Origin of the sequence: Pigmentiphaga sp. NML030171, from assembly GCF_002188635.1 — a bacterium.
Lineage (GTDB): Bacteria > Pseudomonadota > Gammaproteobacteria > Burkholderiales > Burkholderiaceae_B > Pigmentiphaga > Pigmentiphaga daeguensis.
Map to the genome: position 1 here is coordinate 1 of NZ_NINX01000032.1, position 21,446 is coordinate 21,446.

The following is a 21,446-nucleotide window of genomic DNA, read 5'->3' on the forward strand; positions in this document are numbered from 1 at the left end:
CGACTACATCGAGCGGTTCTACAACACAAGGCGCCAGCACTCAACGCTGGGATACGTCAGCCCCATGCAGTTCGAGGCGGCGGTTTGTTAGGTTAAACAACCTGTCCGGAGAGGCGGGGCAAGCCCACCGCGATCTCCCTAGCTCCCAACCTCGGTATCGCCCACCACAACTTCGCGCGACTATTGCAGCTTCAAGACCGTATCGACGAAGCTATTGTTTCGTACTCGACAGCACTAAGCTACCAAGCGGACGACGTTCAAGCCCATCACAACCTAGGCATGCTAATGGAGCAGACGGGCCACATTGAAGAGGCCCGGCTGCATTACCAAGCGGCTTTGACTATCTCGCCGACATTCATTCCTGCCCATCGCGCGCTAGCCGACATAGCAATGCGTACGGTTCCGCTTTGGCACGTTCCAATGATGAACGACGTTGGGCGCAACGAAGCGTACCAAGCCGCATTGAGCCGCGCCGTTACTCCCGGATCCGTAGTTTTCGAGATCGGTACAGGGTCTGGTCTGCTCGCCATGATGGCGGCCAAACTCGGCGCAGAAACAGTAGTCACCTGCGAAGCGGATGCGACTATCGCTGAGACAGCAATTGAGGTCATCAAACGCAATGGTTACACCTCGAAGATCCATGTCGTGCCAGTGCACTCCAGTGACATCCACATTGGAGACCAACTTCCGCGTTCGCCAGATGTGTTCGTCTCTGAAGTATTCTCGAGCGAACTGCTCGGTGAACATGTTCTCGGCGCCATTGAAGATGCCAAACGACGAATCTTGGCGCCTACGACCAAAATCATCCCGCAAGCCGCCAGTATCATGATTGCATTGGTGGGCGGAGACTCCCTTTGCGACAACCTATTTGTTGGCGATGTCTGCGACTTCGATCTGCGCCCCTTCAACTCGATCATTCCAAAGCGACAGCCGCTAGCCCGTGAAGACCTTACTCCTCAGTTGCTCAGCGATCCGGTAGAAGCGTTTTCATTCGACTTCCGAAGGCAGACAGCTTGGGCGGGGCAGACGAAATCCATAGAAATATCGGCCACGCGCGATGGGAAATGCGTTGGCATCCTCCAGTGGATTCGCGTCTATTTGGACGACAAAAGCACCTTCGAAAATGCCCCCGACAATCGTGCAGCCGCGGCGAGCTGGACGCGATCGGTCTATCTCTTTTCGGAACCGACGATGTTGCAACGAGGAGATGTGGCAACGGTACTGGGTACGCACAATCGCAATTGTCCTTGGTTCGTCCTGGAAAAGCTCAAGCAGCCTAGCAGGCAGATCGCGGCAAACGCGACGTAGAGCAAGAATCTACTTCGTCAGAGACCCGCTTCATTATCTTCAACAGCCACACAGCGGCCTACACGCAGGTGGGGACGACCTGCGCTTTTCAGAAGGAGCCGTCCTCTCTACTGCAGCGCCTACTGGCTGGGTTACCATAGCAGGATGTTTATCGCAGTAGTGTGCTGGAGACCCTGCAGTGATGTACGGCGCCACTGAGCGGCGTTCTGCGCCAACACCCCGAAGGCGGGGCCTTAATCGCCGACGGATGATCGTTACAACTGCGATCATCCTCGTAGCGCTTCTCGTGCGCTGCATACTCGGCGCAAGCGTTGGCTACTGCAACCATGGCTCCGCAGGACCCGAAAGAGGCCACCCCGGCCACCATGTAGATATACACCTTTCACAGGGACATACATCTAAGACCAAGGCCGTACACCATTCGTGCGAGGTATGCCACGCTTTTGGCTTACTAGCCATCATGCCTCAGTTCGATACGGATGCCCAAATCCTTCCCCGCCGCGTCAAGTTTGGCGCCGTCTCTCAGCACTACCAATCAACAATCGCTCCTAGTCCAGATCGACCGCAATGGTCTGTTGGCTAGCGAGCTGAATCGCGTGATCGATAGCCGTCCCATCGGGACGCTCTAGCAGTCTACATAGACCTCGCGCCTATTCAGCAGTACCTCCCCCCGCTATGTGCGTGTCGCCTTCGACGGCGGCGCGTGCATTCGTCCTGCGCAGCAGAAGTCTTTCGGCGAGTAGGCATACCGAGAACTGACTCGTGCATATCGTGGCTTTGACCGAAGCCACATGCGAGCTACCAACGAATAGGCACGACCCATGAAACTCAGACTGTTCCCATTGCTCTGGAGCAAGGGAGAGGCGCGCGCACCTTTACGGTGGCGTATTCCACCGATATCTATCGAGCTTCTTCTTTTAGCGGTAAGTATTTGGTTTGCGCTTTCGGCAAACACGAGCTTCTGGCAGGCGGTCGTCCGCCATAGTGGCCGTGCTCCCGACGAACTGCCTTGGCTCCTTGTCAACGTTGCAACGATCCTTATTGCAACGCAGTGGTCACTGTTGCTGCTATTCGTGCCCAGATCCGCAGCGAAGTTCGTACTCCCCGTTCTGTGCATCACCACGTCGGCAGCGGCATATCTCATGCATGCATATGGCGTGTACCTGGATAAGGGGATGCTGCAGAACGTATTCGAAACGAACGTCGCAGAGACTAGAGAACTGGTCTCTAACGATAGCTTGCTTTGGCACGTGTTTGTGTTCGGCGCCCTACCCAGCGCCGCTCTGATTCTCTTACCTGTGAAGCGATTCGGGTATCGCCATGCAGTGATCCGGCGGAGCGTTTGCATCGTGCTTAGTATCTTGATAGCGACTGGCGCCTTGTGGAACGCTGCAGGTGACTTAGTTCCCTTGTTTCGTGAGCAAAAGGAACTGCGCTATCTCGTAACGCCTGCAAACTATCTCACCTCCGCAGCACGAGTGTTGACCGAGGCCCAGCCCAGCGGAAATTCGCCTAAGCTTGTAGCTGCGCCAGACGCTATTCGCATTACCCCTTCTGTACCGTACAAACCAAAGGCATTCGTCGTGATAGTAGGAGAAACGATAAGGGCCGCGAACTGGGGGTTGAATGGATATAGACGGCAGACCACACCTAGTCTCTCGCAACGTCAAGTCATCAACTTCGAAGATGTAGAGAGCTGCGGGACGAGCACTGCGGTATCCTTGCCCTGCATGTTCTCATTCCGTGGCCGTAGGAACTACGACGAGCGGCAAATCAGAGCTACCGAATCGGTCTTGCACGTGCTTAATAGGGTGGGGGTGACTACACTCTGGCGTGACAATCAAGCTGGTTGCAAGGGAGTTTGCGAAGGCCTGCCCTTCGAATCGCTGAACGAGGCTCTACCTGATTGCCGAAAAACTCAATGTTTCGATGAACATCTGCTTGACGGCCTAGCCAAGAAAATTCAGTCCAATAATGGCGACATACTCATCGTGCTTCACATGATGGGGAATCACGGACCGGCCTATTCACTACGTTATCCGCCCACCTTTATGCGCTGGGCTCCTGTGTGTACAGACGTAAACCTTGGCCTTTGCACAACGTCTGCTTTAGTCAACGCCTACGACAACGGTGTTGCCTATGCAGACTATGTGGTTTCCAAAGCGATCGACCTCCTGGGGCAGATCAGCAGTCATGAAACTGGGCTCCTTTTCATATCTGACCATGGCGAATCTCTCGGCGAGAGCAATGTATATCTGCACGGCTTGCCCTATGTTCTTGCACCAGATGTGCAAAAGCGTGTGCCCTTGGTGATGTGGCTATCCGAGCCACTGTCGCACACTCTAGCCGTCGATATATCTTGCTTGCGCCGCACGACAAAGACGCCGCGCTCTCACGATGACCTGCCGTCAACATTGCTCGGACTGTTCGACGTCAAAGCGACTGCATACGAACCAAAGTTTGATCTGTTAGCAGCTTGCCGTCGGCAATGATGGCATCGCCTTTGTCTGCTTGCCTAGTCAGCGCTTGCGCAAAGGCAGCGACTCCATAATATCCAGCGCTCTCCGTGAGATGGTCTTTGCGGTGCAAAAAATAGAGCGCGCCATTAAGCGTAACTGACGGAATGGAAATTCGCCATATAAGATACTTCTTGGCTTTAGCTGAGGAGCTGCATTTTGGAAGAGCTGCGGCACGTGCTCATATCGAGCAGTCGCCACTGTCCCGCAGCATTACGCAACTGGAAGAGGAGTTAGGAGTACCGCTATTCATCCGCTCTCGGCAAGGCGGCACGAGCCTGACACCAGCCGGCGAGGCCTTGCGCGACCAAGCCCGCGAAATATTGACCGCCATCGAGCGGGCGCGTCGCACCGTCGCGCAGATCGGGGGCGAGCCCACCGTACTGCGCGTCGGCTTGGCCGAAGGTATGGCGCAACCCCGGCTGTCCGAGCTGTTCCAGCGCTGGCGAGAGACGAGTACCGATGTCCAGTTGCGCATCACCGAGCTCCCGTCTTTCCAGCAGCATGAGGCCCTGCTGATCGAGCGTATCGACCTTGGGCTTTCGTTCGGCGTGGCCCAGGAAGAAGGCCTAACGATCGAACCGCTCTGGAGCGATCCGATCGTGGCAGCCGTATCCACCGAGCATCCGCTGTCGCAGGCCGAGACGTTGACGTTGGCCGATGCGGCCGCCTGTCCACTGATCTTCTGTCACGCGCGCTTCAAACCCGGCCCGCGTGCGCAGATCGAGCCGTTGCTGCAGGCGCGGGGCATTACGCCGATTCTGGCCGAGCCGGTCGATAGTCTGGCGGGGTTCATCGTCAAGGTCGGCGCGGGCTGCGGGGTCGGGTTTCTGGATGCCAACCATGCCCGGACGCTGCAGCGCCCGGACGTGGCGATGGTGCCCGTGGTCGATCCCGATGCCCGGCTGACCATCTTCGCGGCCACCAAAGCGGCCCGCCATGATGACCTTCGTGCCTCGATGGCGCGGTTCGTGGCGCTGGGCCGCAGCGTGGCGGAGGTCCATACAGACGCTGTATGACCTGCAACACAACGCCGTCTTTCCCAGTTTGATTTGACACCCTGGCATGGTCTGTCGATGCTTGTGACAAGACCATGACACGGCACGCCGGCCTGCGCCCAGTTTCGCTCCAGGCCGCGCCTTCGCTCGCACACAGCACGCCCGACACCCGTGTGCGATCCGCCGTGCGCCGAGACTGAACCCAGCCGAGGCTGGCGACTACGCCACGCTACGCCCGGCCCGGTTTGCATGATGCGCCTTCGCTTCCAGACTGGCGGCACGTTTCCGCGTGCCTGCCCCGACACGCTTGCGTGCCGCGAAGGCGGACGCGGGACGGACCGACCTGGAAGGAGGACCGTATGCCGACCGGCGTGTTGTTTGGACAGATCATCGCAGTGCTCGCCACGGCGCTGGCGTGCCTGTGGGGCGCTACGCAATGGACGGCTGGCGCGTTGGGCTATCAGAGCCAGCTCGGTTTGCCGTGGTTCACGTTAGGCGATGTGCCGGTCTACCACCCGTGGGATCTTTTCCTGTGGTGGTACGCCTTCGATGCCTACGCGCCCGAGATCTTCATGCGTGGGGGCGCGCTGGCCGCGCTGGGCGGTATCCTGCCGATCGGCATGGCCATTGCCATATCGGTCTGGCGGGCACGGCAGGCCCGGCGCGTGACCACCTACGGATCGGCAAGGTGGGCCACGGCTGAAGATATCGAACAGGCGGGCCTGCTGCGCCCGGCCGGCGTCTTTCTCGGCAGACTGGACGGCAAGGCGCCGGCCTACCTGCGCCATGACGGCCCCGAGCACGTCATGGCCATTGCGCCCACCCGCAGTGGCAAAGGCGTCGGGCTGGTGGTGCCCACGCTCCTGTCCTGGCCACAGTCCGTGGTCGTGCACGACATCAAAGGGGAAAACTGGGCCTTGACCGCCGGCTGGCGCTCGCGCTTCTCGCATTGTCTGCTGTTCAACCCCACGGACCCGCGCTCGGCAGCGAACAACCCCCTGCTGGAAGTGCGCCAGGGCGTGCACGAAGTGCGCGATGCGCAGAACGTGGCCGACATTCTGGTGGATCCTGAAGGAGCGCTGGAGCGCAGGAACCACTGGGAAAAAACCAGCCATGCGCTGCTTGTCGGTGCGATATTGCATGTGCTCTATGCAGAGGACGACAAGACGCTGCGCGGCGTGGCGGCATTCCTGTCCAATCCGTCATGGCCTTTCGAGACCTCGTTGCGCCTCATGATGGACACACGCCACCTCGACGACGGTCCGCACCCGGTCGTGGCGTCAGCAGCGCGCGAAGTCCTGAACAAATCAGAAAACGAACGCTCAGGGGTCTTGTCGACCGCAATGTCGTTCCTCGGCCTGTACCGCGATCCGACGGTCGCAGCGGTAACGTCCCGCTGTGACTGGCGAATCGCCGATCTGATCGATGGCGAGCATCCCGTTTCCCTCTATCTGGTCGTGCCGCCTTCGGACATCAACCGGACCAAACCCTTGATCCGGCTGCTGCTGAACCAGATCGGCCGCCGATTGACCGAGTCCCTGGACGGTTCGGATGGCATTGCCCGCCGGCACAAACTGCTGCTGATGCTGGACGAATTCGCAGCCCTTGGAAGGCTGGATTTCTTCGAGTCCGCATTGGCGTTCATCGCCGGGTATGGGCTTCGGGCATATCTGATCGCGCAGTCGCTGAATCAGGTGGAACGGGCCTACGGCCAGAACAATTCGATTCTCGACAACTGCCACGTGCGCGTCGTCTTTTCATCGAACGACGAGCGGACCGCCAAACGCATCTCAGATTCTTTGGGAACCGCGACCGAGCAGCGCAGCCAGCGCAATTATGCCGGCCACCGCCTGGCGCCGTGGCTGGGGCATTTGATGGTGTCGCGCCAGGAGACGGCGAGAGCCTTACGCACGCCGGGCGAAATCATGCAGTTGCCGGCAGACGACGAGATCATCATGGTGTCGGGGCAGCCGCCCATTCAGGCGAAGAAGCTGCGCTATTACGAGGATCACAATTTCACGCGGCGCATTCTGCCGCCGCCCGTGCTCGCCCCGGGGGGCTACGCCGACCTGCCGGCGTCCAGGCCGGATGACTGGACGGGGCTGCCCATACCGCCTCTTCGAGATGATCCGGCCGAGGACGCCGCGAACGATGCCGACGACGGCGGCCTGTACATCCGGCCGGAACTGGATGCTGACGTAGCCGCGGTGCAGCCCGCGTCGGATGTCAGCCTGGATCTGCTCGACGATGAGGATGAAGCAGCGCTGCCTATGGCGCCCGACCGGCGCCTGCAGCGTGCCGCACGCCTGGCCGCACTCGATCCGGCCGACGGGATACCGCTATGAGCCGTACCCGCCTGAACTTGTTCATTGAGCCGGCCCACGCCCGGCGCCTGGACGACCTCGCCGCGCACCGCGGAGTCTCTAAGTCCTCGATCGTCGCGGCCGCTCTGGCGGCGTTCCTGTCGCCCGATGCCGCCGACCAGCGCGAAGCCGCATTGACGCGGCGCCTGGACCGGCTCTCCCGGCAGTTCGACAAGCTGGACAGGGATCAATCCATTCTGATCGAAACCGTCGCGCTGTACGTGCGCTACTTCCTGACCGTCTCGCCGCCGGTCACGGAAGCGCACCAGGAGGCCGCGCGTGCCCAGGGCAAGGCGCGCTACGCCCAGTTCGTCGACCAGCTCGCCCGCCACTTGCAGCGGGGCCGCAGTCTGGTCCGAGACGTTCACGAAGAACTATTCCCCGATCCCTACATAGCCGGATCGATAGGTAGCACGCAGGTGCCGCCCTCTGCCACCGAGGAGACCACACATGAGCGCCAAGCCTGACGCCGACGACGAATCACGCGCGCGCAGCCTGCAGATGCTGCGCACGGCGATGGGACCCACCATTGCCGAAGCACTGGACGACCCCGACGTGGTGGAGATCATGCTGAACCCGGACGGCCGGCTCTGGTTGGACCGACATCGCAGCGGACGCGCTCCGACCGGCGTGTCGATGTCGGCGGCCGACGCCGAGCGGATCATTCGGCTGGTGGCGGCCTGCGTGCGCGCCGAAGTGCACCGCGCACGGCCGCTGCTGTCGGCGCGGCTGCCGTTGGGCGGCGAACGCTTCGAAGGGGTGCTGCCTCCGGTGGTGTACTCGCCCAGCTTCAGCATCCGCAAGCATTCCAGCGTGATGTTCACGCTGGATGACTACGTGCGCGCCGGCATCCTGGAGGCCGGCCACGCCGATTTTCTGCGGGCGGCCGTGCGCGATCGGCTGAACATCGTGGTGGCCGGCGGCACCAGCTCGGGCAAGACGACGTTCGCCAATGCGCTGCTCGACGAGATCGCCGGCGGCGGCGACCGCATCCTGATCCTGGAAGACACGCCCGAACTGCAGTGCCGCAACGACGATCGCGTGCAGCTCTGCACGTCGCCCGGCGCAGCCTCGATGGCGGACCTGGTGCGCTCGACGCTGCGCCAGCGTCCTGATCGCATCATCGTGGGCGAAGTGCGCGGCGGCGAGGCGTTGGACTTGCTCAAGGCCTGGGGCACCGGCCATCCGGGCGGCATCGCCACGCTGCATGCCAATTCTGCCTACGGCGCGCTGCTGCGCCTGGAACAGCTCACGCTGGAAGCGGCCAACGCCGTACCGCGTCCGCTCATTGCCGAAACCGTCAACGTGATTGTCTTCCTGACGGGGCGCGGCGAAGCCCGGCGCGTCAAGGAAGTCGTTCGTGTCGTTGGCCTGTCCGGCGAGCAATACCACCTCGAACCCGTTTCCGCCAACACAGGAGCGTCCTCATGACGACCGCCTACGCATTGCCGCCGCGCAGCCAGGCCGCGGCTTTCCTGCACCGCCATAGCTGGCTGGTGCTGTTCGCCGCGATGCTGCTGATGCGCGTGCATGCGGCCGGCTCCAGCATGCCGTGGGAGGCGCCGCTGGAATCCATTCTGGAGTCCGTACAGGGGCCGGTCGCGCGCATCGTCGCCGTCATCATCATCGTGGTGACCGGCTTGGCATTGGCTTTCGGGGATACGTCGGGAGGATTTCGCCGGCTGGTGCAGATTGTTTTCGGTCTGAGCATTGCGTTCGCGGCGTCGTCGTTTTTCCTGAGCTTCTTCAGCTTCTCGGGCGGAGCGCTGGTATGACGTTGCCCGCATCGCTTCCCGACGGCTTCGAGGCGCCGCTGCATCGTGCGCTGACGGAACCCATCCTGCTGGGCGGCGCGCCTCGCACCGTGGCGATCGCAAACGGCACGCTGGCTGCCGCGATCGGCCTGGGGCTGCAGCTCTGGGTGCCAGGCCTGGCGTGCTGGTTCGTCGGGCACATGCTGGCGGTATGGGGCGCCCGCATGGACGTGCAGTTCGCGCAAGTCTTCGCGCGGCATGTGAAGTATCCGGCGTTGCTGGACGTGTAAGCGCCATGCTGAACCTGGCCGAATACCGCAAACGCCCCGCGCTGTTGGCCGACTGGCTGCCGTGGGCGGCGCTGGTGGGCGAAGGCGTCGTGCTGAACAAGGACGGTGCGTTCCAGCGCACAGCGCGACTGCGCGGCCCGGACTTGGACAGCGCCACCGACACCGAACTGGTGGCCGTGGCGGCGCGGCTGAACAATGCGCTCAAGCGGTTCGGATCAGGCTGGGCGCTCTTCATGGAAGGTGAGCGCTTCGAAGCCGGTGCATATCCCCGGTCTTCCTTTCCGGAAGCCGCGTCCTGGCTGGTCGATGAGGAACGGCGTGCTGCCTTCGAAGAAGCGGGCTCGCACTTCGAGAGCCGCTACTACCTGACCGGGCTGTGGCTGCCGCCCGAGGATGCGACGGCGCACGCCGGCCGGCTGCTCTATGAGAACCAGGCCCGCCAAGGCGTGGACTGGCGTGAACGGCTGGCCGGGTTCCAGGCAGAGACCGAGCGGTTCTATGGACTGCTCAAAGGAACCATTCCAGAAATCCGGTGGCTCGACAGCCCCGAAACGCTGACTTACCTGCATGGCACGATCTCCACCCGCCGGCATCCGGTCAGCGTGCCGGAGGTGCCGTTCCATCTGGACCATCTGCTGGCCGACTGCCCGCTGACCACCGGCGTGGCGCCGGTGCTGGGCGACGAACATCTTCGGGTACTGTCGATCCGGGGGTTCCCGGCCTCCACCTGGCCAGGGCTGTTGGATGACCTGAACCGCTTGGGTATCGCGTATCGGTGGGTGACACGTTTCATCTGCCTGGACAAACGCGAAGCCGAAGCGGAACTGACACGGATTCGACGGCAATGGTTCGCCAAGAGAAAGAGCGTGCTCACCTTGCTGCGCGAGACGTTGTCCCAGCAGGAAAGCCCCCTGGTCGATACCGACGCCGACAACAAATCGTTGGATGCCGACGCGGCGCTGCAGGCGCTGGGCGCCGACGACGTGGCCTACGGCTACATCACCGCCACGGTGGTGGTGCGCGACCGGAATGCCGCGGCAGCCGATGAAAAGCTGCGCTTGGCGGCCCGGGTCATCGAGGGACGCGGCTACGTCGCCGTACCGGAAACACTCAATGCGGTGGAGGCCTGGCTGTCGTCGCTGCCCGGCCACGCCTACGCCAATGTCCGGCAGTACCTCGTGTCCACGCTGAATCTGGCCCACATGATGCCGGTCTCGGCGGTCTGGGCCGGGCAGGAACGCAATGACCATCTCGACGGCCCGCCCTTGATCATCACGCGCACGGATGGCTCGACGCCGTTCCGTCTGGTCACCCATATCGGCGATGTGGGCCATACCGCCGTGGTCGGTCCCACGGGCGCGGGCAAGTCGACCCTGCTGTCGCTGCTGACCATGCAGTTTCGCCGCTATCCGAATTCCGCCGTCTATGTGTTCGAGATGGGCCGGTCGCTGCGGGCCACGATCCTAGGCCTGGGCGGGCACTATCACGACCTCAGCCTGGATGGCGACATGGCGTTCCAGCCGCTGGCGCGGGTCGACGAGCCGGGCTATCGGAGCTGGGCCGCCGAGTGGATCGAGGCACGGCTGGCGATGGAAGGCCTGACGGCCGATCCTGACGACAAAGCGGCGGTCTGGTCGGCACTGGGCAGCTTGGCCACCGCGCCCGCCGAGCAGCGGACGATGACAGGGCTGTCGGCGCTGCTGCAATCCAACCGCCTGCGCCAGGCGCTGGCACCTTATGTACTCGGGGGAGCCTACGGGCGGCTGCTGGACGCCGACCGGAGCCGTCTGGCCGACGGCTACATCCAAGGCTTCGACATGACGGCCCTGCGGCCGCATAAAGCCGCCGCCAATGCCGTGCTGCGCTATCTCTTCGAATGGCTGGCGACCCGGTTCGACGGCCGGCCAACGGTCCTGGTGATCGACGAGGCCTGGGTAGCGCTGGACGATCCGCTGTTTCTGGCGCAACTGCGTGAATGGTTGAAGCTGCTGCGCAAGCTGGGCGTGTCGGTCATCTTCGCCACCCAGTCGCTGGCCGACATCCGCGATTCCAGTATCGCCGCGGCCATCATCGAAGGATGTGCCAATCGCATCTTCCTGCCCAATCCGCAGGCGACCGAGCCGCTGATTCGAGACATCTATACGAGCTTCGGCCTGAGCGCTCGGCAGATCCAACTGATCGCGCACGCGCAGCCCAAGCGTGACTACTACTACCAGTCGAGGCTGGGCAACCGCGTTTTCGATCTGGACTTGGGGCCGGTGGCCATGGCGTTTGCCGGCGCGTCCACGCCGGCCGACCAGCGTGCAATCGATGCCGTACTGGCCGAGCACGGCCCCGAAGGCTTTGCCGCGGCATGGGTGCGACACCAGAACCTGGGCTGGGCCGCCGACATGATCGACCAGTTCATTCCTTTGCCTGATTCCCAACCCGAGGAGGTCTTGCCATGAAACGCCTGCTGTTCACTGCCGCCGTGCTGGCGGCCCTGGCCGCGCCGCCTGCCGGTGCGCTGACGGTCTTCGATCCGTCGAACTACTCCCAGAACGTCATGACCGCGGCACGCACGCTGGAGCAGATCAACAACCAGATCCTGCAATTGCAGAACGAAGCTCGGATGCTCACCAACCAGGCGCTGAACCTGACCGGGCTGAACTTCAATGCCATCGGCCGGCTGCGCACGGCGCTGGCCTCGACCAACCGGCTGTTGGACCAGGCGCGGGGCTTGTCCTTCGACGTGTCGCGCGCCGATGCCGATTTCGCCCGGTTGTACCCGGAGCAGTACGCCTCAACCGTCACGAACGACGCGATGGCGCAAGACGCTCGCCAGCGATGGATGCAGTCGCAGCAGGCGCTGCGCACCACCGCCGACATGCAGGCGCGCGCAGTGCAGAACCTGGCCGACGACCAGGGCGTGCTGTCCGACATCGTGGCGCAGAGCCAGTCGGCCGTAGGTTCGCTGCAGGCGACCCAGGCCACCAATCAACTCTTGGCGTTACAGGCCAAGCAGGCGATCCAGCACCAGCAGCTCCAGATCGCCCAGGACCGGGCGATGGCGCTGGACCGCGCACAGGAGGCCGCCGAGATGGCGCGCGCCGAAGCCGTGCGCCAGCAGTTCTCGGGTGCCCCGTCGCGCTACACCCCGCAACCCGTGCAGTTCTACCGTTAAGGAGCATGCCATGACCCGATGCTGGATTGCGAGTGCCCTCCTGATGGGTGCCATTGCCGGCTGCGGCAAGGAGGAACCGCCCGCGGCACCGCTGGCCGATACGCCTGCCTTGCCATCGGTTGCCGACGAGGCCAAGGCAAAGCAGGAGGCCGACCAGCGCCGCAAGCAGTTCTACGGCGATGGCAAGTCGCGCTACACCCCGCAGGACGTGCAAGGATTCTGACCGTGGACGACCTGGCCGTCATCGACCGCTTCCTGGACACGTTCTCTCGATACATCGACAGCGGTTTCGGGCTGCTGCATGGCGAGGTCGCGTTTCTCACGGCTACGCTCGTGGCCATCGACATGACGCTGGCCGGGCTCGCATGGGCGATGGGGCATGGCGGCCAGGACGAGATCCTCGGCCGGCTGATCAAGAAAACCCTTTACGTCGGCGCCTTCGCGTACATCATCGGTAATTTCAATGCCTTGGCCGGCGTTCTGTTCCGGTCCTTCGCCGGCCTCGGGCTGATGGCCTCCGGCTCGACCATCTCGCAGGCACAGCTTCTCCAGCCGGGCCGGCTCGCGCAGGTGGGTGTCGATACGGCCGCGCCGCTGCTCGAACAGGTCGGCCGGCTTTCGGGGTTCACGACCATCTTTGCCAACTTCGAAACCATCGTCGTGCTGCTGCTGGCCTGGGTGATCGTCATCATCAGCTTCTTCGTGTTGTCGATTCAGGTGTTCGTGACGTTGCTCGAATTCAAGCTGACCACTTTGGCGGGGTTCGTCCTGGTCCCGTTCTCGTTGTGGGGCAAAAGCGCGTTCCTAGCCGAAAAGGTGCTGGGTAACGTCATTTCCTCCGGCATCAAGGTATTGGTGTTGGCGGTCATCGTTGGCATCAGCACCTTGGTCTTCAATGATTTCCGGGCCGGTATCTCCCCGGCGCCGACACTGAACGAAGCCACCGCCGTGATGCTGGCGTCGTTGGCGATGCTGGGTCTGGGTATCTTCGGGCCGGGCATCGCTACGGGCCTCGTGTCCGGTGCACCGCAGCTCGGCGCAGGGGCGGCGGTAGGGACGGCGGTCGGGGCGGCCGGTGTCGCGGCTGCGGGCGTGGCGGTTGGCGCATCGGCAGCGGGCAGCGCCGCACGCCTGTCCGGCGGCGGCGTGCGGGCCGCCGCGTCGATGGCCGCCGGCGCACGCAAGGCGTATGTCGAGGGCAGCAGCTTTTCGGGGCAGACGGGATTGAAGGCGGTCGGCGCGGGCCTGGCGGACGTGGCTCGTGCCGGGGCATCCGCCGTTGGTAGCCGGGTGAAGGCGGGCTTGCGGGGCAGCGGTGGCGCCGCGCCCGCGCCTTCTTCAGCACCGTCTGAACCTCCCGCCTGGGCCAAGCGGGCCCAGGCGCGCCAGCACGCCGCGCATGGCGCGATGCTCGCCGCCCACGCCGTGCGTTCCGGCGATGCCGGCGGAAGCGGCGCCGGCCCCAGTCTGCGCGATGACTCGAACGGATAGGAGAACACGATGCGCTTTCGGCGACCTTCCGTGCATTACGGCACGTCCCCCGAGCCCGTCACGCCATACCAGCGGGCGACCCAGGCTTGGGACGAGCGGCTGGGCAGTGCCCGCGTACAGGCGCACAACTGGCGGGCGATGGCCTTCGGCTGCCTGCTGCTGGCGATAGGCTCGACCAGCGCCTATGTGTGGCGTTCGACGCAATCGCTGGTTACGCCCTACGTCGTCGAGGTCGCGCGCAGCGGTGAGGTGCGGGCGGTCGGCGAAGCCGCCACGCCATACCAACCCAGGGACGCGCAGATCGCCCACCACCTGGAGCAGTTCGTGGCCAACGTCCGGTCGGTATCCATCGATCCCATCGTCGTGCGCAAGCAATGGCTCGATGCCTATGCCTACACCACCGACCGGGGCGCGGCCTTTCTGAACGAGTACGCCCGCCAGAACGATCCTTTCGCACAGATCGGCAAGCGGTCCATCACGGTCGCGGTATCCAGCATCGTGCGCGCCAGCGACAAATCCTTCCAGGTCCAGTGGGAGGAAAAGGCCTATGTCAATGGAACCGCGGCGGGTTCTGACCGCTGGACTGCGATTCTGACCATCGTGCTGCAGCCGCCGAACACGGAAGCCAAGCTGCGCGCCAATCCCCTGGGCATCTATGTGGACGGCATCAGTTGGAGCCGCCAGTTGTCCACGAACGCTTTGTCCGGAGGCACTTCGCCATGAAAAGCCCCATTCCTACGCTTGTCGTGCTCGCCACGATTGCCGGCTGCGCCTCGCGCGGCACGCCACCGCCTGAAATCGCACTGGACGATCCGCCTGTCGCGCAAAGCGAGCCGGTCGCGCTGCCCGAGCCGCCCAAGCCGGTGGAGATCGTGCCGATGCCGCAGCTGCTGCCTTTGCCGGGGCAGTTGAAACCCGTCGACGAACCGCTGCCCGCGCCCGAACCGGCCAACCCCGCTACGCGCATCGCCCGAGCGAATCAGGAGGCGCGCATGGCGCCGAGCCGTGACGGGTTCATCAACGCCATCCAGACCTGGCCGTACAGCGAGGGCGCGCTGTACCAGGTCTACGCCAGTCCGGGCCGCGTGACGCTGATCCAGTTGCAGCCCGGCGAAAAGCTGATCGACGTGTCGGCCGGCGACACGGTGCGCTGGATCGTTGGGGATTCGAGTAGCGGCAGCGGTGCCACGGCACGAGCCAACCTGCAGGTCAAGCCCGTGCGGGCGGGCCTGACAACCAATCTGGTGGTGACGACCGACCGGCGCATCTATCTGCTGGAGCTGGCCTCCACTGCGTCGGCCTGGATGGCGTCTGTATCGTGGGACTATCCACAGGACCGGATGGCCGAGTTGAAGAAGCGCAACGAGGAAGCCCAGGCCGCCACACCGCTGGCCGCGGGTGTGCCGGTGGAGCAATTGCGCTTCCGCTACGACATTACGGGCGATACGCCGCCCTGGCGGCCGCTGCGCGCTTTCGACGACGGCCAGAGGGTCTACATCCAGTTCCCAGCCGGCATCGCCCAGGGCGAGCTGCCGCCGCTGTTCCTGGTCGGCCCCAGCGGCGACTTGCAGTTGGTGAACCACCAGTACCGGGCGCCGTACTACGTGGTGGACCGGCTGTTCGGGGCGGTGGAATTGCGTCTGGGCGGTGACGATGCCAAGGTCGTGCGCATCAGCCGCAACGACGTGGCCACCGCGCGGGGCGGATCATGAGCGAGCCGACCGAAGAGCCCGGCACGCCGCCGCCCAAGCTGCCGCCCGAGTCGGTCGAGTTGCGGGCTGCGCCCCGGCCCGCAATGCGCCTGAACCGTCGCACGCTTGTCGTGGGGGCCGGGGTCGTGTCGTTCGCTGTCCTGGGTGCCACCATCTGGTCGCTGCAGCCACGCTCGCGCCCGGCAGGCGCCGGCGAGGAACTTTATAACGTCGATCGCATTTCACAGGCCGAAGGCTTGCAGACGCTGCCGCGCGACTACAGCCAGGTGCCGCCGCCTGCGCCGCCGCCCGTGCTGGGCGAGCCGCTACCGGGGGACCTCGGGCGGCCCATCGTGCGCGCCGAGCAAGAGGCTGGACTGCGGCCGGCCGGCCCGACCGCGGCCGATGCCGAACGCCAGGCGCGGGCGAAGGAGGCAGCCGATGCGGCGCGGGCGCCGCTCTTCTACAAATCGAGCAATCGCGGCGGTTCGCCGGCCAGCGCGGCTTCGACGGCTGACACAGCGCCAACTGGGAGCGCTCCTGCTGAGGGCGGTGCGGTCGATAGCGTACAGACGCAGAACATGCAGGACAACAAGATCGCGTTCGCTGGCCAGGGTCGAACGGTCACTCAGAGCGCGCATGGCCTGGAAGCGTCTCGGGAGCCCAATACGCTGATGGCCGGTACGGTCATCGCCGCCGCATTGATGACCGGCATCAAGTCCGACCTGCCAGGCGACATCATCGCCACCGTGACCGAAGATGTCTACGACAGTGCGACCCACCGCAACGTGTTGATTCCGCAGGGCTCACGCCTGATGGGGCGGTACAACAGCCAGGTAGCCTACGGGCAGAGCCTGATGCAGGGCGTATTGGACCGCATCATCATGCCCGACACGTCATCGGTGGTGCTCGACAATCTGGCCGCCACCGACCCCGCCGGCTACGCCGGGCTGGAGGACGACGTGGACTGGCACTGGAGCCGGATACTGGCTGGTGCGGCGCTGACGACGCTTCTGGGTGTCGGCGCCGAGCTGGCGGCCCCACAGAACCAGGGCAGCGGCGACGGGCGCGTCATCATCGCTACGCGTGACGGCGTACAGGACACCGTGAACCAGGTTGGACAGGAAATCACCCGGCGCAACATAAACATCCAGCCCACGTTGACGATCCGGCCTGGAATGCCGTTGCGCGTGATCGTGAACCGGGACATCACGCTGCGGCCATATCGGCCGCTCTTCATCAATAGGTGAGGGGATGGCAACGAAACTGCGCTTGGGGCCGCTCCCGAAGCAGGAGACCGTCAAGATGACGATCAGCCTGCCGGTGGAGCTGAAGGCCAATCTGGAACGGTACGCCGCCATGCACAGTCAGGTTTACGGCGAACAGGTCGATGCGGCCGCGCTCGCGCCGCACATGCTGGCTTGGTTCCTCAAGAACGACCGGGGGTTCAGGCAGCGAAGCGAATAGAGCTTAGGTGCGTCAGGGGTAGGCCGGAGAGGCTTGATACACTGCATAGGTCTCCAATGCGGAAGGATCCTCTTATGCCTAAAACCATGCTAGTGGTTTCGATGGCGGTGTTGGCTGGTTGCGCGCCGGCTAGGGAGGATCGCCCAGTCGGCATGGCCAATCCGGCCTCCGTTTACTGCGAGGACCAGGGCGGACGGCTTCGCATCGAACAACGGCCTGGCGGACAGGTGGGAATCTGCGTATTAGCCAGCGGCGAGGAAATCGAGGAGTGGGCGCTGTATCGTCGCGACCATCCTGCACCAAAGCAGTGAATGCTTGCCTAGAGCTCGATTGATGTGAAGACGACATCCGAGCGTCGGTACGGCTCACGTGTCGTTGTCAGTTAGCCCTGCCTGGAGGTCCATCCAATGCGCCGTTACTACCTCATCGACTCTAACGGCGAGGATACGAACCTTCAGTTGTACTCGCTCAAACAGGCCAAGCTCTATTGGGCCGCGCTTACGAACGATCTCGCGCAAGGCAGCGACGTCGATCATTTTCATGAGAGGTGCGTGTTCATCATATGCACCATCGGACTAAGCGTGACGCAACTGCTTGGCCAGAACAATCCTGTTCCCGGCAACCGAGTGCCCTCACCGTTCAAGATATTCGAGTTTCTCGTTGATGAGCATCAACTCGCTCACGAGCTGAAAGATCAGTTTCGAGAGTTCGCTGACACTTACGATCACTGTAGGCACTTCGGTTTAACGAGCGACGGCAGCAGACACTGGCAGGTCAGCCAAGTAACGCTTGAGAAGACTCGCAAGCTTTATGAGTTCGGCCTTTTCGTATGGTCGACTGTCATTGGAATTTATCGGCGCGATCCGCAGAACGAGTTGGATGACTTGGACTTGGAAAGGGTCGAGAACGAGCCCTAACAGTTCGTTCGAGAGTCTATTCTTCGCTGTACTACGCTGGAGCATGTGTGCATGTGAATTCATTTGGGGCAATCTGGTGTTGGAGGGAACACCCGGAGACCCGCATGTTTCATACCGAACAGCACGCGCCCCAAAAATCTGCTTCGGAACCTCATCGCGCATCGCCCATGTTCTACCGCATGCGTGACGTGCTGCGCATGACGTCACTAAGCCGATCTAGCCTTTATCGGCGCATCGCGGCCGGCGCTTTCCCCCCACCTGTGTCGTTGGGCGGTGCGGCGAAAGGCTGGCGCCGCAGCGATCTAGAGCAGTGGGCACAGGATCCAGCAGGTTTCAAGCTGATGGAGTCCTGCAAGACCATTACCACTGCCCTGGGTGCCAAGGTGCGCCAAGTACGCTATTGAAGCGTAGGCGGCGAGGCAGAGAGGCCGTCGTCAATGTCGGGGTGGTTTCTGACTAATAGCGTAGGGGTGAAGCGCCGGGCCGGTGGTATTTTGTTGTCCGCCAATTGGTCCAGGTAGTCCGCCCATGCCTGCGCCATTGCATGGCGCTGTTCGATGAAGCGGGTTCGGTCGTAGGCATCACCCAGTTCCTCATCCGACACATGCGCCAGGTGCTTTTCGATCAGTTCCCTGTCCCAACCGAGCTTTTCACGGATCAGCGTTCGGGCCATTGCCCTGAAGCCATGCCCGGTGATGTCCTGCTGGGTGTCGTAGCCCAAGGCGCGCAGCGCGCTGTTCATCGTGTTGTTCGATATGTACCGAGAGAAGCCGTCTTTCCCTCGCCGGCGGGATACGCTCTTGAACACAGGTCCCGATGGGCCGGTGATCGTGTGCAACCGGGTAAGGATCTCGATGACCTGACGCGGCAGCGGCACGATGTGCGGGGGCGTCTGATTGTCGAACTTGTGAATCTCCCGCAGCTTCATGATGTGCGGAGGGCAGGTCCAGATGCCGGCATCTAGGTCGAGCTGCTCCCATTCCATCATGCGTATCTGACCGGGCCGCTGGAACACGTAGGGCATGATCTGCAGAGCGCAGCAGACGGTGTAGTGCCCCTTGTAGCCGCGGATGTCGCGCAAGAGCTTCCCGATCTTCTCGGGATCGAGCATGGTGGCGTAGTGCTTCACCCTAGGGGTGCGCAACTTGAAGTCGGCAACGCTCTTGGCCATGAAGTTCTCGCCCGGCTCCAGCACGCCGACTGTGACGGCCCTGGCGTAAACGCGTTGCAGGCTTTCGCGCAGGCGGATGGCGGTCTCCCTCGTGCCGGCCAGAGAGACCGCCTCCAGGCACTGCAGGACATCCATCTGGCTGAGGGTGTTGATGGGGTGGCGCCCCAGTCTGGGAAAGGCATGCAGTTCCAGCTGCCGAAGAATCTTCTGGCTGTAGCTCTCGCTCCACTCGTGCAGCTCGGTCGCGTGAGCATGCCACTCGCGCGCCACCTTCTCGAAGGTGGCCAGCGCCTGGCGCACGGCTTCCTGGCGTTCTTCATGCTTTCTGACGCGAGGATCCTTGCCCATGGCAAGGTGCCGCCGCTGTTCCGCCGCGAGGTCTCGGGCACCGGCCAGAGAGATCTCCGGGTAGGGACCCAGCGTCAGCTTGACCCGCCTACCGTCGACGCTGGGATAGTTGAACTGCCAGCTCTTGCCGCCGCCTGGACGGACACGAAGATAGAGCTTGTCCCCGTCGGACAGTAGGTACTCCTTGTCCGCAGGCTGGGCTTGTTCGATGATCTTGGCAGTGAGTCTCATAGCCGCGCTCCCGGCGTGTTCCCCAGATAGACAGGGAACAGGGTAAGGGAACACGTCGGGGAACAAAAACCCCGGGATTCGGTGGAACCCGATGCAACGCTATGGGACAGGCTTCTGGCGTAAGCCCATGTTTTCTCAAGGAAAATGGGACTTTGTGAAACCGGATGGGAAAGGGGGATGGTGGCCTGGGGCGGAATCGAACCACCGACACGCGGATTTTCAATCCGCTGCTCTACCAACTGAGCTACCAGGCCAGTGTCGCAACGAGCGCTGCAACGAAACGCTTTACGGCTACGCGAAATTAAGCGCGTCCCGTAAAGAACGCAGGATATTACACACTTTTTTCCCGCTTGGCAAAGCGCTCGGCCCTATGCGACCGCCCGTCGCACCCTCCCCCGCCCCGACCCTTTATAATGGCGGGTGGCCCTCCTCATCCGGGCCCTTTTTCCTGCCCATGTCCGTCGACGTCCTTACATTCGGCCTGAACCACGTCTCCGCCCCGGTCTCGGTGCGGGAACGGGTGTCGCTGCCGCTGGAGCTGGTTCGCCCGGCGCTGGCGGGGTTGCGGTCGGCGTTCGGGGGCGCGGTGCGCGAAGCGGCCATCCTGTCCACCTGTAATCGCACCGAGATCTACTGTGCGGCCGAACCGGGTGTGGCCGAGCATCTGCCGGCCTGGCTGGCGGACTATCGCCAGTTCGACAACCGGTCGCTGCAGCCGCATTTGTATCGGCATATCCATCACGACGCCGTCCGGCACGCGTTCCGCGTGGCCAGCGGGCTGGATTCGATGGTGCTGGGCGAGCCGCAAATCCTCGGGCAGATGAAGGACGCGGTGCGCGCCGCCGAGGAAGCCGGGGCGATGGGCACGCTGTTGCACCAGTTGTTCCAGCGCACGTTCTCGGTGGCCAAGGAGGTCCGCTCGCAGACCGCGATCGGCGCGCAGTCGGTGTCGATGGCCGCGGCGGCGGCGCGGCTGGCCGAGCGGGTGTTCGGCGATCTGGCCGAGGTCAATGTGCTGCTGATCGGCGCGGGCGAGATGATCGAGCTCTGTGCGACGCACCTGGCCGCGCATCATCCGAAGAAGATGGTGGTGGCCAATCGCACGGTGGAACGGGCCGAGACGCTGGCCTCGAAGTTCGCGGCCGGCGCGATGCGGCTGTCGGAGCTGCCCGAGAAGCTGGCGGATTTCGACGTGGTGGTGTCCAGCACGGCCAGTTCGCTGCCCATCCTGGGGCTGGGCATGGTGGAGCGCGCCACCAAGACGCGCCGCCACCGGCCGATGGTGATGATCGATCTGGCGGTGCCGCGCGACATCGAACCCGAGGTCGGCCGGCTGGACGACGTGTACCTGTATTCGGTGGACGACCTGGGCCGGCTGGTGCAGAACGCTTCCGACGCGCGCAAGGCGGCGGTGGTGCAGGCCGAGGCCATCATCGAGACACGGGTGCAGAATTTCATGCACTGGATGGATACGCGCACCATCGTGCCGGTCATCCGCGACCTGCACCAGGCTGCCGACGCGATGCGGCAGGCGGAGCTGGATCGCGCCCGCAAGGCGCTGGCCCGGGGCGATGCGCCGGATCAAGTCCTGGAACAATTGGCGCACGGCCTGACGCAGAAGTACCTGCACGGCCCGCTGTCCGCCCTCAACCATAGCGAAGGCGCCGACCGCCAGCAGCTGCTGGCCTGGTTGCCGCGCCTGTTTTCGTCGCGCTCTGAGCGCAACCACTAGCCTTTC

General features: G+C 63.3%; 22 protein-coding genes and 1 tRNA gene. 21 read left to right on the plus strand and 2 right to left on the minus strand.

Features of this window, described 5'->3' with window-relative positions; translation table 11 throughout:
• The 20 genes from CDO46_RS28010 to CDO46_RS11105 all read left to right on the plus strand — a co-directional run.
• Nucleotides 1–91, plus strand: a 91-nt coding sequence (locus tag CDO46_RS28010) for an IS3 family transposase (RefSeq protein WP_140416819.1), incomplete at its 5' end; no start/stop codon positions are given.
• 92 nt (nucleotides 92–183) lie between these two features.
• Nucleotides 184–1,308 carry a 50S ribosomal protein L11 methyltransferase gene (locus CDO46_RS11015; RefSeq protein WP_140416857.1) on the plus strand — a complete coding sequence of 375 codons (1,125 nt, stop codon included), beginning with the start codon at nucleotides 184–186 and terminating at the stop codon, nucleotides 1,306–1,308.
• A gap of 821 nt (nucleotides 1,309–2,129) precedes the next feature.
• Nucleotides 2,130–3,800, plus strand: a complete 1,671-nt coding sequence (locus tag CDO46_RS11020; protein ID WP_087838514.1) for a phosphoethanolamine transferase — start codon at nucleotides 2,130–2,132, stop codon at nucleotides 3,798–3,800.
• A gap of 131 nt (nucleotides 3,801–3,931) precedes the next feature.
• The gene (locus tag CDO46_RS11025) at nucleotides 3,932–4,843 is read left to right on the plus strand and encodes a LysR family transcriptional regulator (RefSeq protein WP_087838515.1); all 912 of its coding nucleotides are present in this window, start codon (nucleotides 3,932–3,934) and stop codon (nucleotides 4,841–4,843) included.
• Between the two features lie 338 nt (nucleotides 4,844–5,181).
• Nucleotides 5,182–7,167: a conjugal transfer protein TraG gene (locus CDO46_RS11030; RefSeq protein ID WP_087838516.1), complete on the plus strand. Its 1,986-nt coding sequence runs from the start codon at nucleotides 5,182–5,184 to the stop codon at nucleotides 7,165–7,167.
• Nucleotides 7,164–7,652 carry a CopG family transcriptional regulator gene (locus CDO46_RS11035; RefSeq protein WP_243724679.1) on the plus strand — a complete coding sequence of 163 codons (489 nt, stop codon included), beginning with the start codon at nucleotides 7,164–7,166 and terminating at the stop codon, nucleotides 7,650–7,652. Before CDO46_RS11030 ends, CDO46_RS11035 begins: the two co-directional genes overlap by 4 nt.
• Nucleotides 7,636–8,616 carry a P-type conjugative transfer ATPase TrbB gene (trbB, locus tag CDO46_RS11040; RefSeq protein WP_087838517.1) on the plus strand — a complete coding sequence of 327 codons (981 nt, stop codon included), beginning with the start codon at nucleotides 7,636–7,638 and terminating at the stop codon, nucleotides 8,614–8,616. The genes CDO46_RS11035 and trbB overlap by 17 nt, the downstream gene beginning before the upstream one ends.
• A complete protein-coding gene (locus CDO46_RS11045) occupies nucleotides 8,613–8,960 on the plus strand; it encodes a TrbC/VirB2 family protein (RefSeq protein WP_087838518.1) in 348 nt (115 codons plus the stop codon). The genes trbB and CDO46_RS11045 overlap by 4 nt, the downstream gene beginning before the upstream one ends.
• Nucleotides 8,957–9,229 carry a VirB3 family type IV secretion system protein gene (locus tag CDO46_RS11050; protein ID WP_087838519.1) on the plus strand — a complete coding sequence of 91 codons (273 nt, stop codon included), beginning with the start codon at nucleotides 8,957–8,959 and terminating at the stop codon, nucleotides 9,227–9,229. The genes CDO46_RS11045 and CDO46_RS11050 overlap by 4 nt, the downstream gene beginning before the upstream one ends.
• Nucleotides 9,230–9,234: 5 nt before the next feature.
• Nucleotides 9,235–11,676 carry a conjugal transfer protein TrbE gene (gene trbE, locus CDO46_RS11055; protein WP_087838520.1) on the plus strand — a complete coding sequence of 814 codons (2,442 nt, stop codon included), beginning with the start codon at nucleotides 9,235–9,237 and terminating at the stop codon, nucleotides 11,674–11,676.
• Entirely contained in the window at nucleotides 11,673–12,392 is a 720-nt protein-coding gene (gene trbJ / locus CDO46_RS11060) for a P-type conjugative transfer protein TrbJ (protein ID WP_087838521.1), read from the plus strand. The genes trbE and trbJ overlap by 4 nt, the downstream gene beginning before the upstream one ends.
• Nucleotides 12,393–12,402: 10 nt before the next feature.
• Nucleotides 12,403–12,615: a hypothetical protein gene (locus tag CDO46_RS11065; protein ID WP_132980622.1), complete on the plus strand. Its 213-nt coding sequence runs from the start codon at nucleotides 12,403–12,405 to the stop codon at nucleotides 12,613–12,615.
• A 2-nt stretch (nucleotides 12,616–12,617) separates the two neighbouring features.
• Nucleotides 12,618–13,883, plus strand: a complete 1,266-nt coding sequence (gene trbL, locus CDO46_RS11070) for a P-type conjugative transfer protein TrbL (protein ID WP_087838523.1) — start codon at nucleotides 12,618–12,620, stop codon at nucleotides 13,881–13,883.
• Nucleotides 13,884–13,892: 9 nt separating this feature from the next.
• A complete protein-coding gene (gene trbF, locus CDO46_RS11075; protein ID WP_087838524.1) occupies nucleotides 13,893–14,606 on the plus strand; it encodes a conjugal transfer protein TrbF in 714 nt (237 codons plus the stop codon).
• A complete protein-coding gene (trbG, locus tag CDO46_RS11080; protein WP_087838525.1) occupies nucleotides 14,603–15,595 on the plus strand; it encodes a P-type conjugative transfer protein TrbG in 993 nt (330 codons plus the stop codon). The genes trbF and trbG overlap by 4 nt, the downstream gene beginning before the upstream one ends.
• The gene (locus CDO46_RS11085; RefSeq protein WP_087838526.1) at nucleotides 15,592–16,824 is read left to right on the plus strand and encodes a TrbI/VirB10 family protein; all 1,233 of its coding nucleotides are present in this window, start codon (nucleotides 15,592–15,594) and stop codon (nucleotides 16,822–16,824) included. The genes trbG and CDO46_RS11085 overlap by 4 nt, the downstream gene beginning before the upstream one ends.
• Nucleotides 16,825–16,828: 4 nt before the next feature.
• Nucleotides 16,829–17,041 carry a DUF2274 domain-containing protein gene (locus tag CDO46_RS11090; RefSeq protein WP_087838527.1) on the plus strand — a complete coding sequence of 71 codons (213 nt, stop codon included), beginning with the start codon at nucleotides 16,829–16,831 and terminating at the stop codon, nucleotides 17,039–17,041.
• 74 nt (nucleotides 17,042–17,115) lie between these two features.
• The gene (locus CDO46_RS11095; RefSeq protein WP_087838528.1) at nucleotides 17,116–17,352 is read left to right on the plus strand and encodes a DUF333 domain-containing protein; all 237 of its coding nucleotides are present in this window, start codon (nucleotides 17,116–17,118) and stop codon (nucleotides 17,350–17,352) included.
• A gap of 96 nt (nucleotides 17,353–17,448) precedes the next feature.
• Entirely contained in the window at nucleotides 17,449–17,958 is a 510-nt protein-coding gene (locus CDO46_RS11100; RefSeq protein ID WP_087838529.1) for a hypothetical protein, read from the plus strand.
• 104 nt (nucleotides 17,959–18,062) lie between these two features.
• A complete protein-coding gene (locus CDO46_RS11105; protein WP_087838530.1) occupies nucleotides 18,063–18,362 on the plus strand; it encodes an AlpA family transcriptional regulator in 300 nt (99 codons plus the stop codon).
• Here CDO46_RS11105 and CDO46_RS11110 read toward each other — a convergent pair.
• Both CDO46_RS11110 and CDO46_RS11115 read right to left on the minus strand, forming a co-directional pair.
• Nucleotides 18,356–19,708: an integrase arm-type DNA-binding domain-containing protein gene (locus CDO46_RS11110; protein WP_087838531.1), complete on the minus strand. Its 1,353-nt coding sequence runs from the start codon at nucleotides 19,706–19,708 to the stop codon at nucleotides 18,356–18,358. The genes CDO46_RS11105 and CDO46_RS11110 overlap by 7 nt on opposite strands.
• A gap of 178 nt (nucleotides 19,709–19,886) precedes the next feature.
• Nucleotides 19,887–19,962, minus strand: a tRNA-Phe gene (locus CDO46_RS11115).
• A gap of 200 nt (nucleotides 19,963–20,162) precedes the next feature.
• On the opposite strand from CDO46_RS11115, the gene hemA reads away from it, so the two are divergent.
• Nucleotides 20,163–21,440 carry a glutamyl-tRNA reductase gene (gene hemA / locus CDO46_RS11120; RefSeq protein WP_165963347.1) on the plus strand — a complete coding sequence of 426 codons (1,278 nt, stop codon included), beginning with the start codon at nucleotides 20,163–20,165 and terminating at the stop codon, nucleotides 21,438–21,440.
• Nucleotides 21,441–21,446: the final 6 nt, after the last annotated feature.

Excerpts from the sequence above, each read along its gene's own strand:
- CDO46_RS11020 (WP_087838514.1), top strand. The coding sequence starts at position 2,130 with ATGAAACTCAGACTGTTCCCATTGCTCTGGAGCAAGGGAGAGGCGCGC.
- CDO46_RS11025 (WP_087838515.1), top strand. The coding sequence starts at position 3,932 with ATGGAAATTCGCCATATAAGATACTTCTTGGCTTTAGCTGAGGAGCTG.
- CDO46_RS11030 (WP_087838516.1), top strand. The coding sequence starts at position 5,182 with ATGCCGACCGGCGTGTTGTTTGGACAGATCATCGCAGTGCTCGCCACG.
- CDO46_RS11035 (WP_243724679.1), top strand. The coding sequence starts at position 7,164 with ATGAGCCGTACCCGCCTGAACTTGTTCATTGAGCCGGCCCACGCCCGG.
- trbB (WP_087838517.1), top strand. The coding sequence starts at position 7,636 with ATGAGCGCCAAGCCTGACGCCGACGACGAATCACGCGCGCGCAGCCTG.
- CDO46_RS11045 (WP_087838518.1), top strand. The coding sequence starts at position 8,613 with ATGACGACCGCCTACGCATTGCCGCCGCGCAGCCAGGCCGCGGCTTTC.
- CDO46_RS11050 (WP_087838519.1), top strand. The coding sequence starts at position 8,957 with ATGACGTTGCCCGCATCGCTTCCCGACGGCTTCGAGGCGCCGCTGCAT.
- trbE (WP_087838520.1), top strand. The coding sequence starts at position 9,235 with ATGCTGAACCTGGCCGAATACCGCAAACGCCCCGCGCTGTTGGCCGAC.
- trbJ (WP_087838521.1), top strand. The coding sequence starts at position 11,673 with ATGAAACGCCTGCTGTTCACTGCCGCCGTGCTGGCGGCCCTGGCCGCG.
- CDO46_RS11065 (WP_132980622.1), top strand. The coding sequence starts at position 12,403 with ATGACCCGATGCTGGATTGCGAGTGCCCTCCTGATGGGTGCCATTGCC.
- trbF (WP_087838524.1), top strand. The coding sequence starts at position 13,893 with ATGCGCTTTCGGCGACCTTCCGTGCATTACGGCACGTCCCCCGAGCCC.
- trbG (WP_087838525.1), top strand. The coding sequence starts at position 14,603 with ATGAAAAGCCCCATTCCTACGCTTGTCGTGCTCGCCACGATTGCCGGC.
- CDO46_RS11085 (WP_087838526.1), top strand. The coding sequence starts at position 15,592 with ATGAGCGAGCCGACCGAAGAGCCCGGCACGCCGCCGCCCAAGCTGCCG.
- CDO46_RS11090 (WP_087838527.1), top strand. The coding sequence starts at position 16,829 with ATGGCAACGAAACTGCGCTTGGGGCCGCTCCCGAAGCAGGAGACCGTC.
- CDO46_RS11095 (WP_087838528.1), top strand. The coding sequence starts at position 17,116 with ATGCCTAAAACCATGCTAGTGGTTTCGATGGCGGTGTTGGCTGGTTGC.
- CDO46_RS11100 (WP_087838529.1), top strand. The coding sequence starts at position 17,449 with ATGCGCCGTTACTACCTCATCGACTCTAACGGCGAGGATACGAACCTT.
- CDO46_RS11105 (WP_087838530.1), top strand. The coding sequence starts at position 18,063 with ATGTTTCATACCGAACAGCACGCGCCCCAAAAATCTGCTTCGGAACCT.
- CDO46_RS11110 (WP_087838531.1), bottom strand. The coding sequence starts at position 19,708 with ATGAGACTCACTGCCAAGATCATCGAACAAGCCCAGCCTGCGGACAAG.
- hemA (WP_165963347.1), top strand. The coding sequence starts at position 20,163 with ATGTCCGTCGACGTCCTTACATTCGGCCTGAACCACGTCTCCGCCCCG.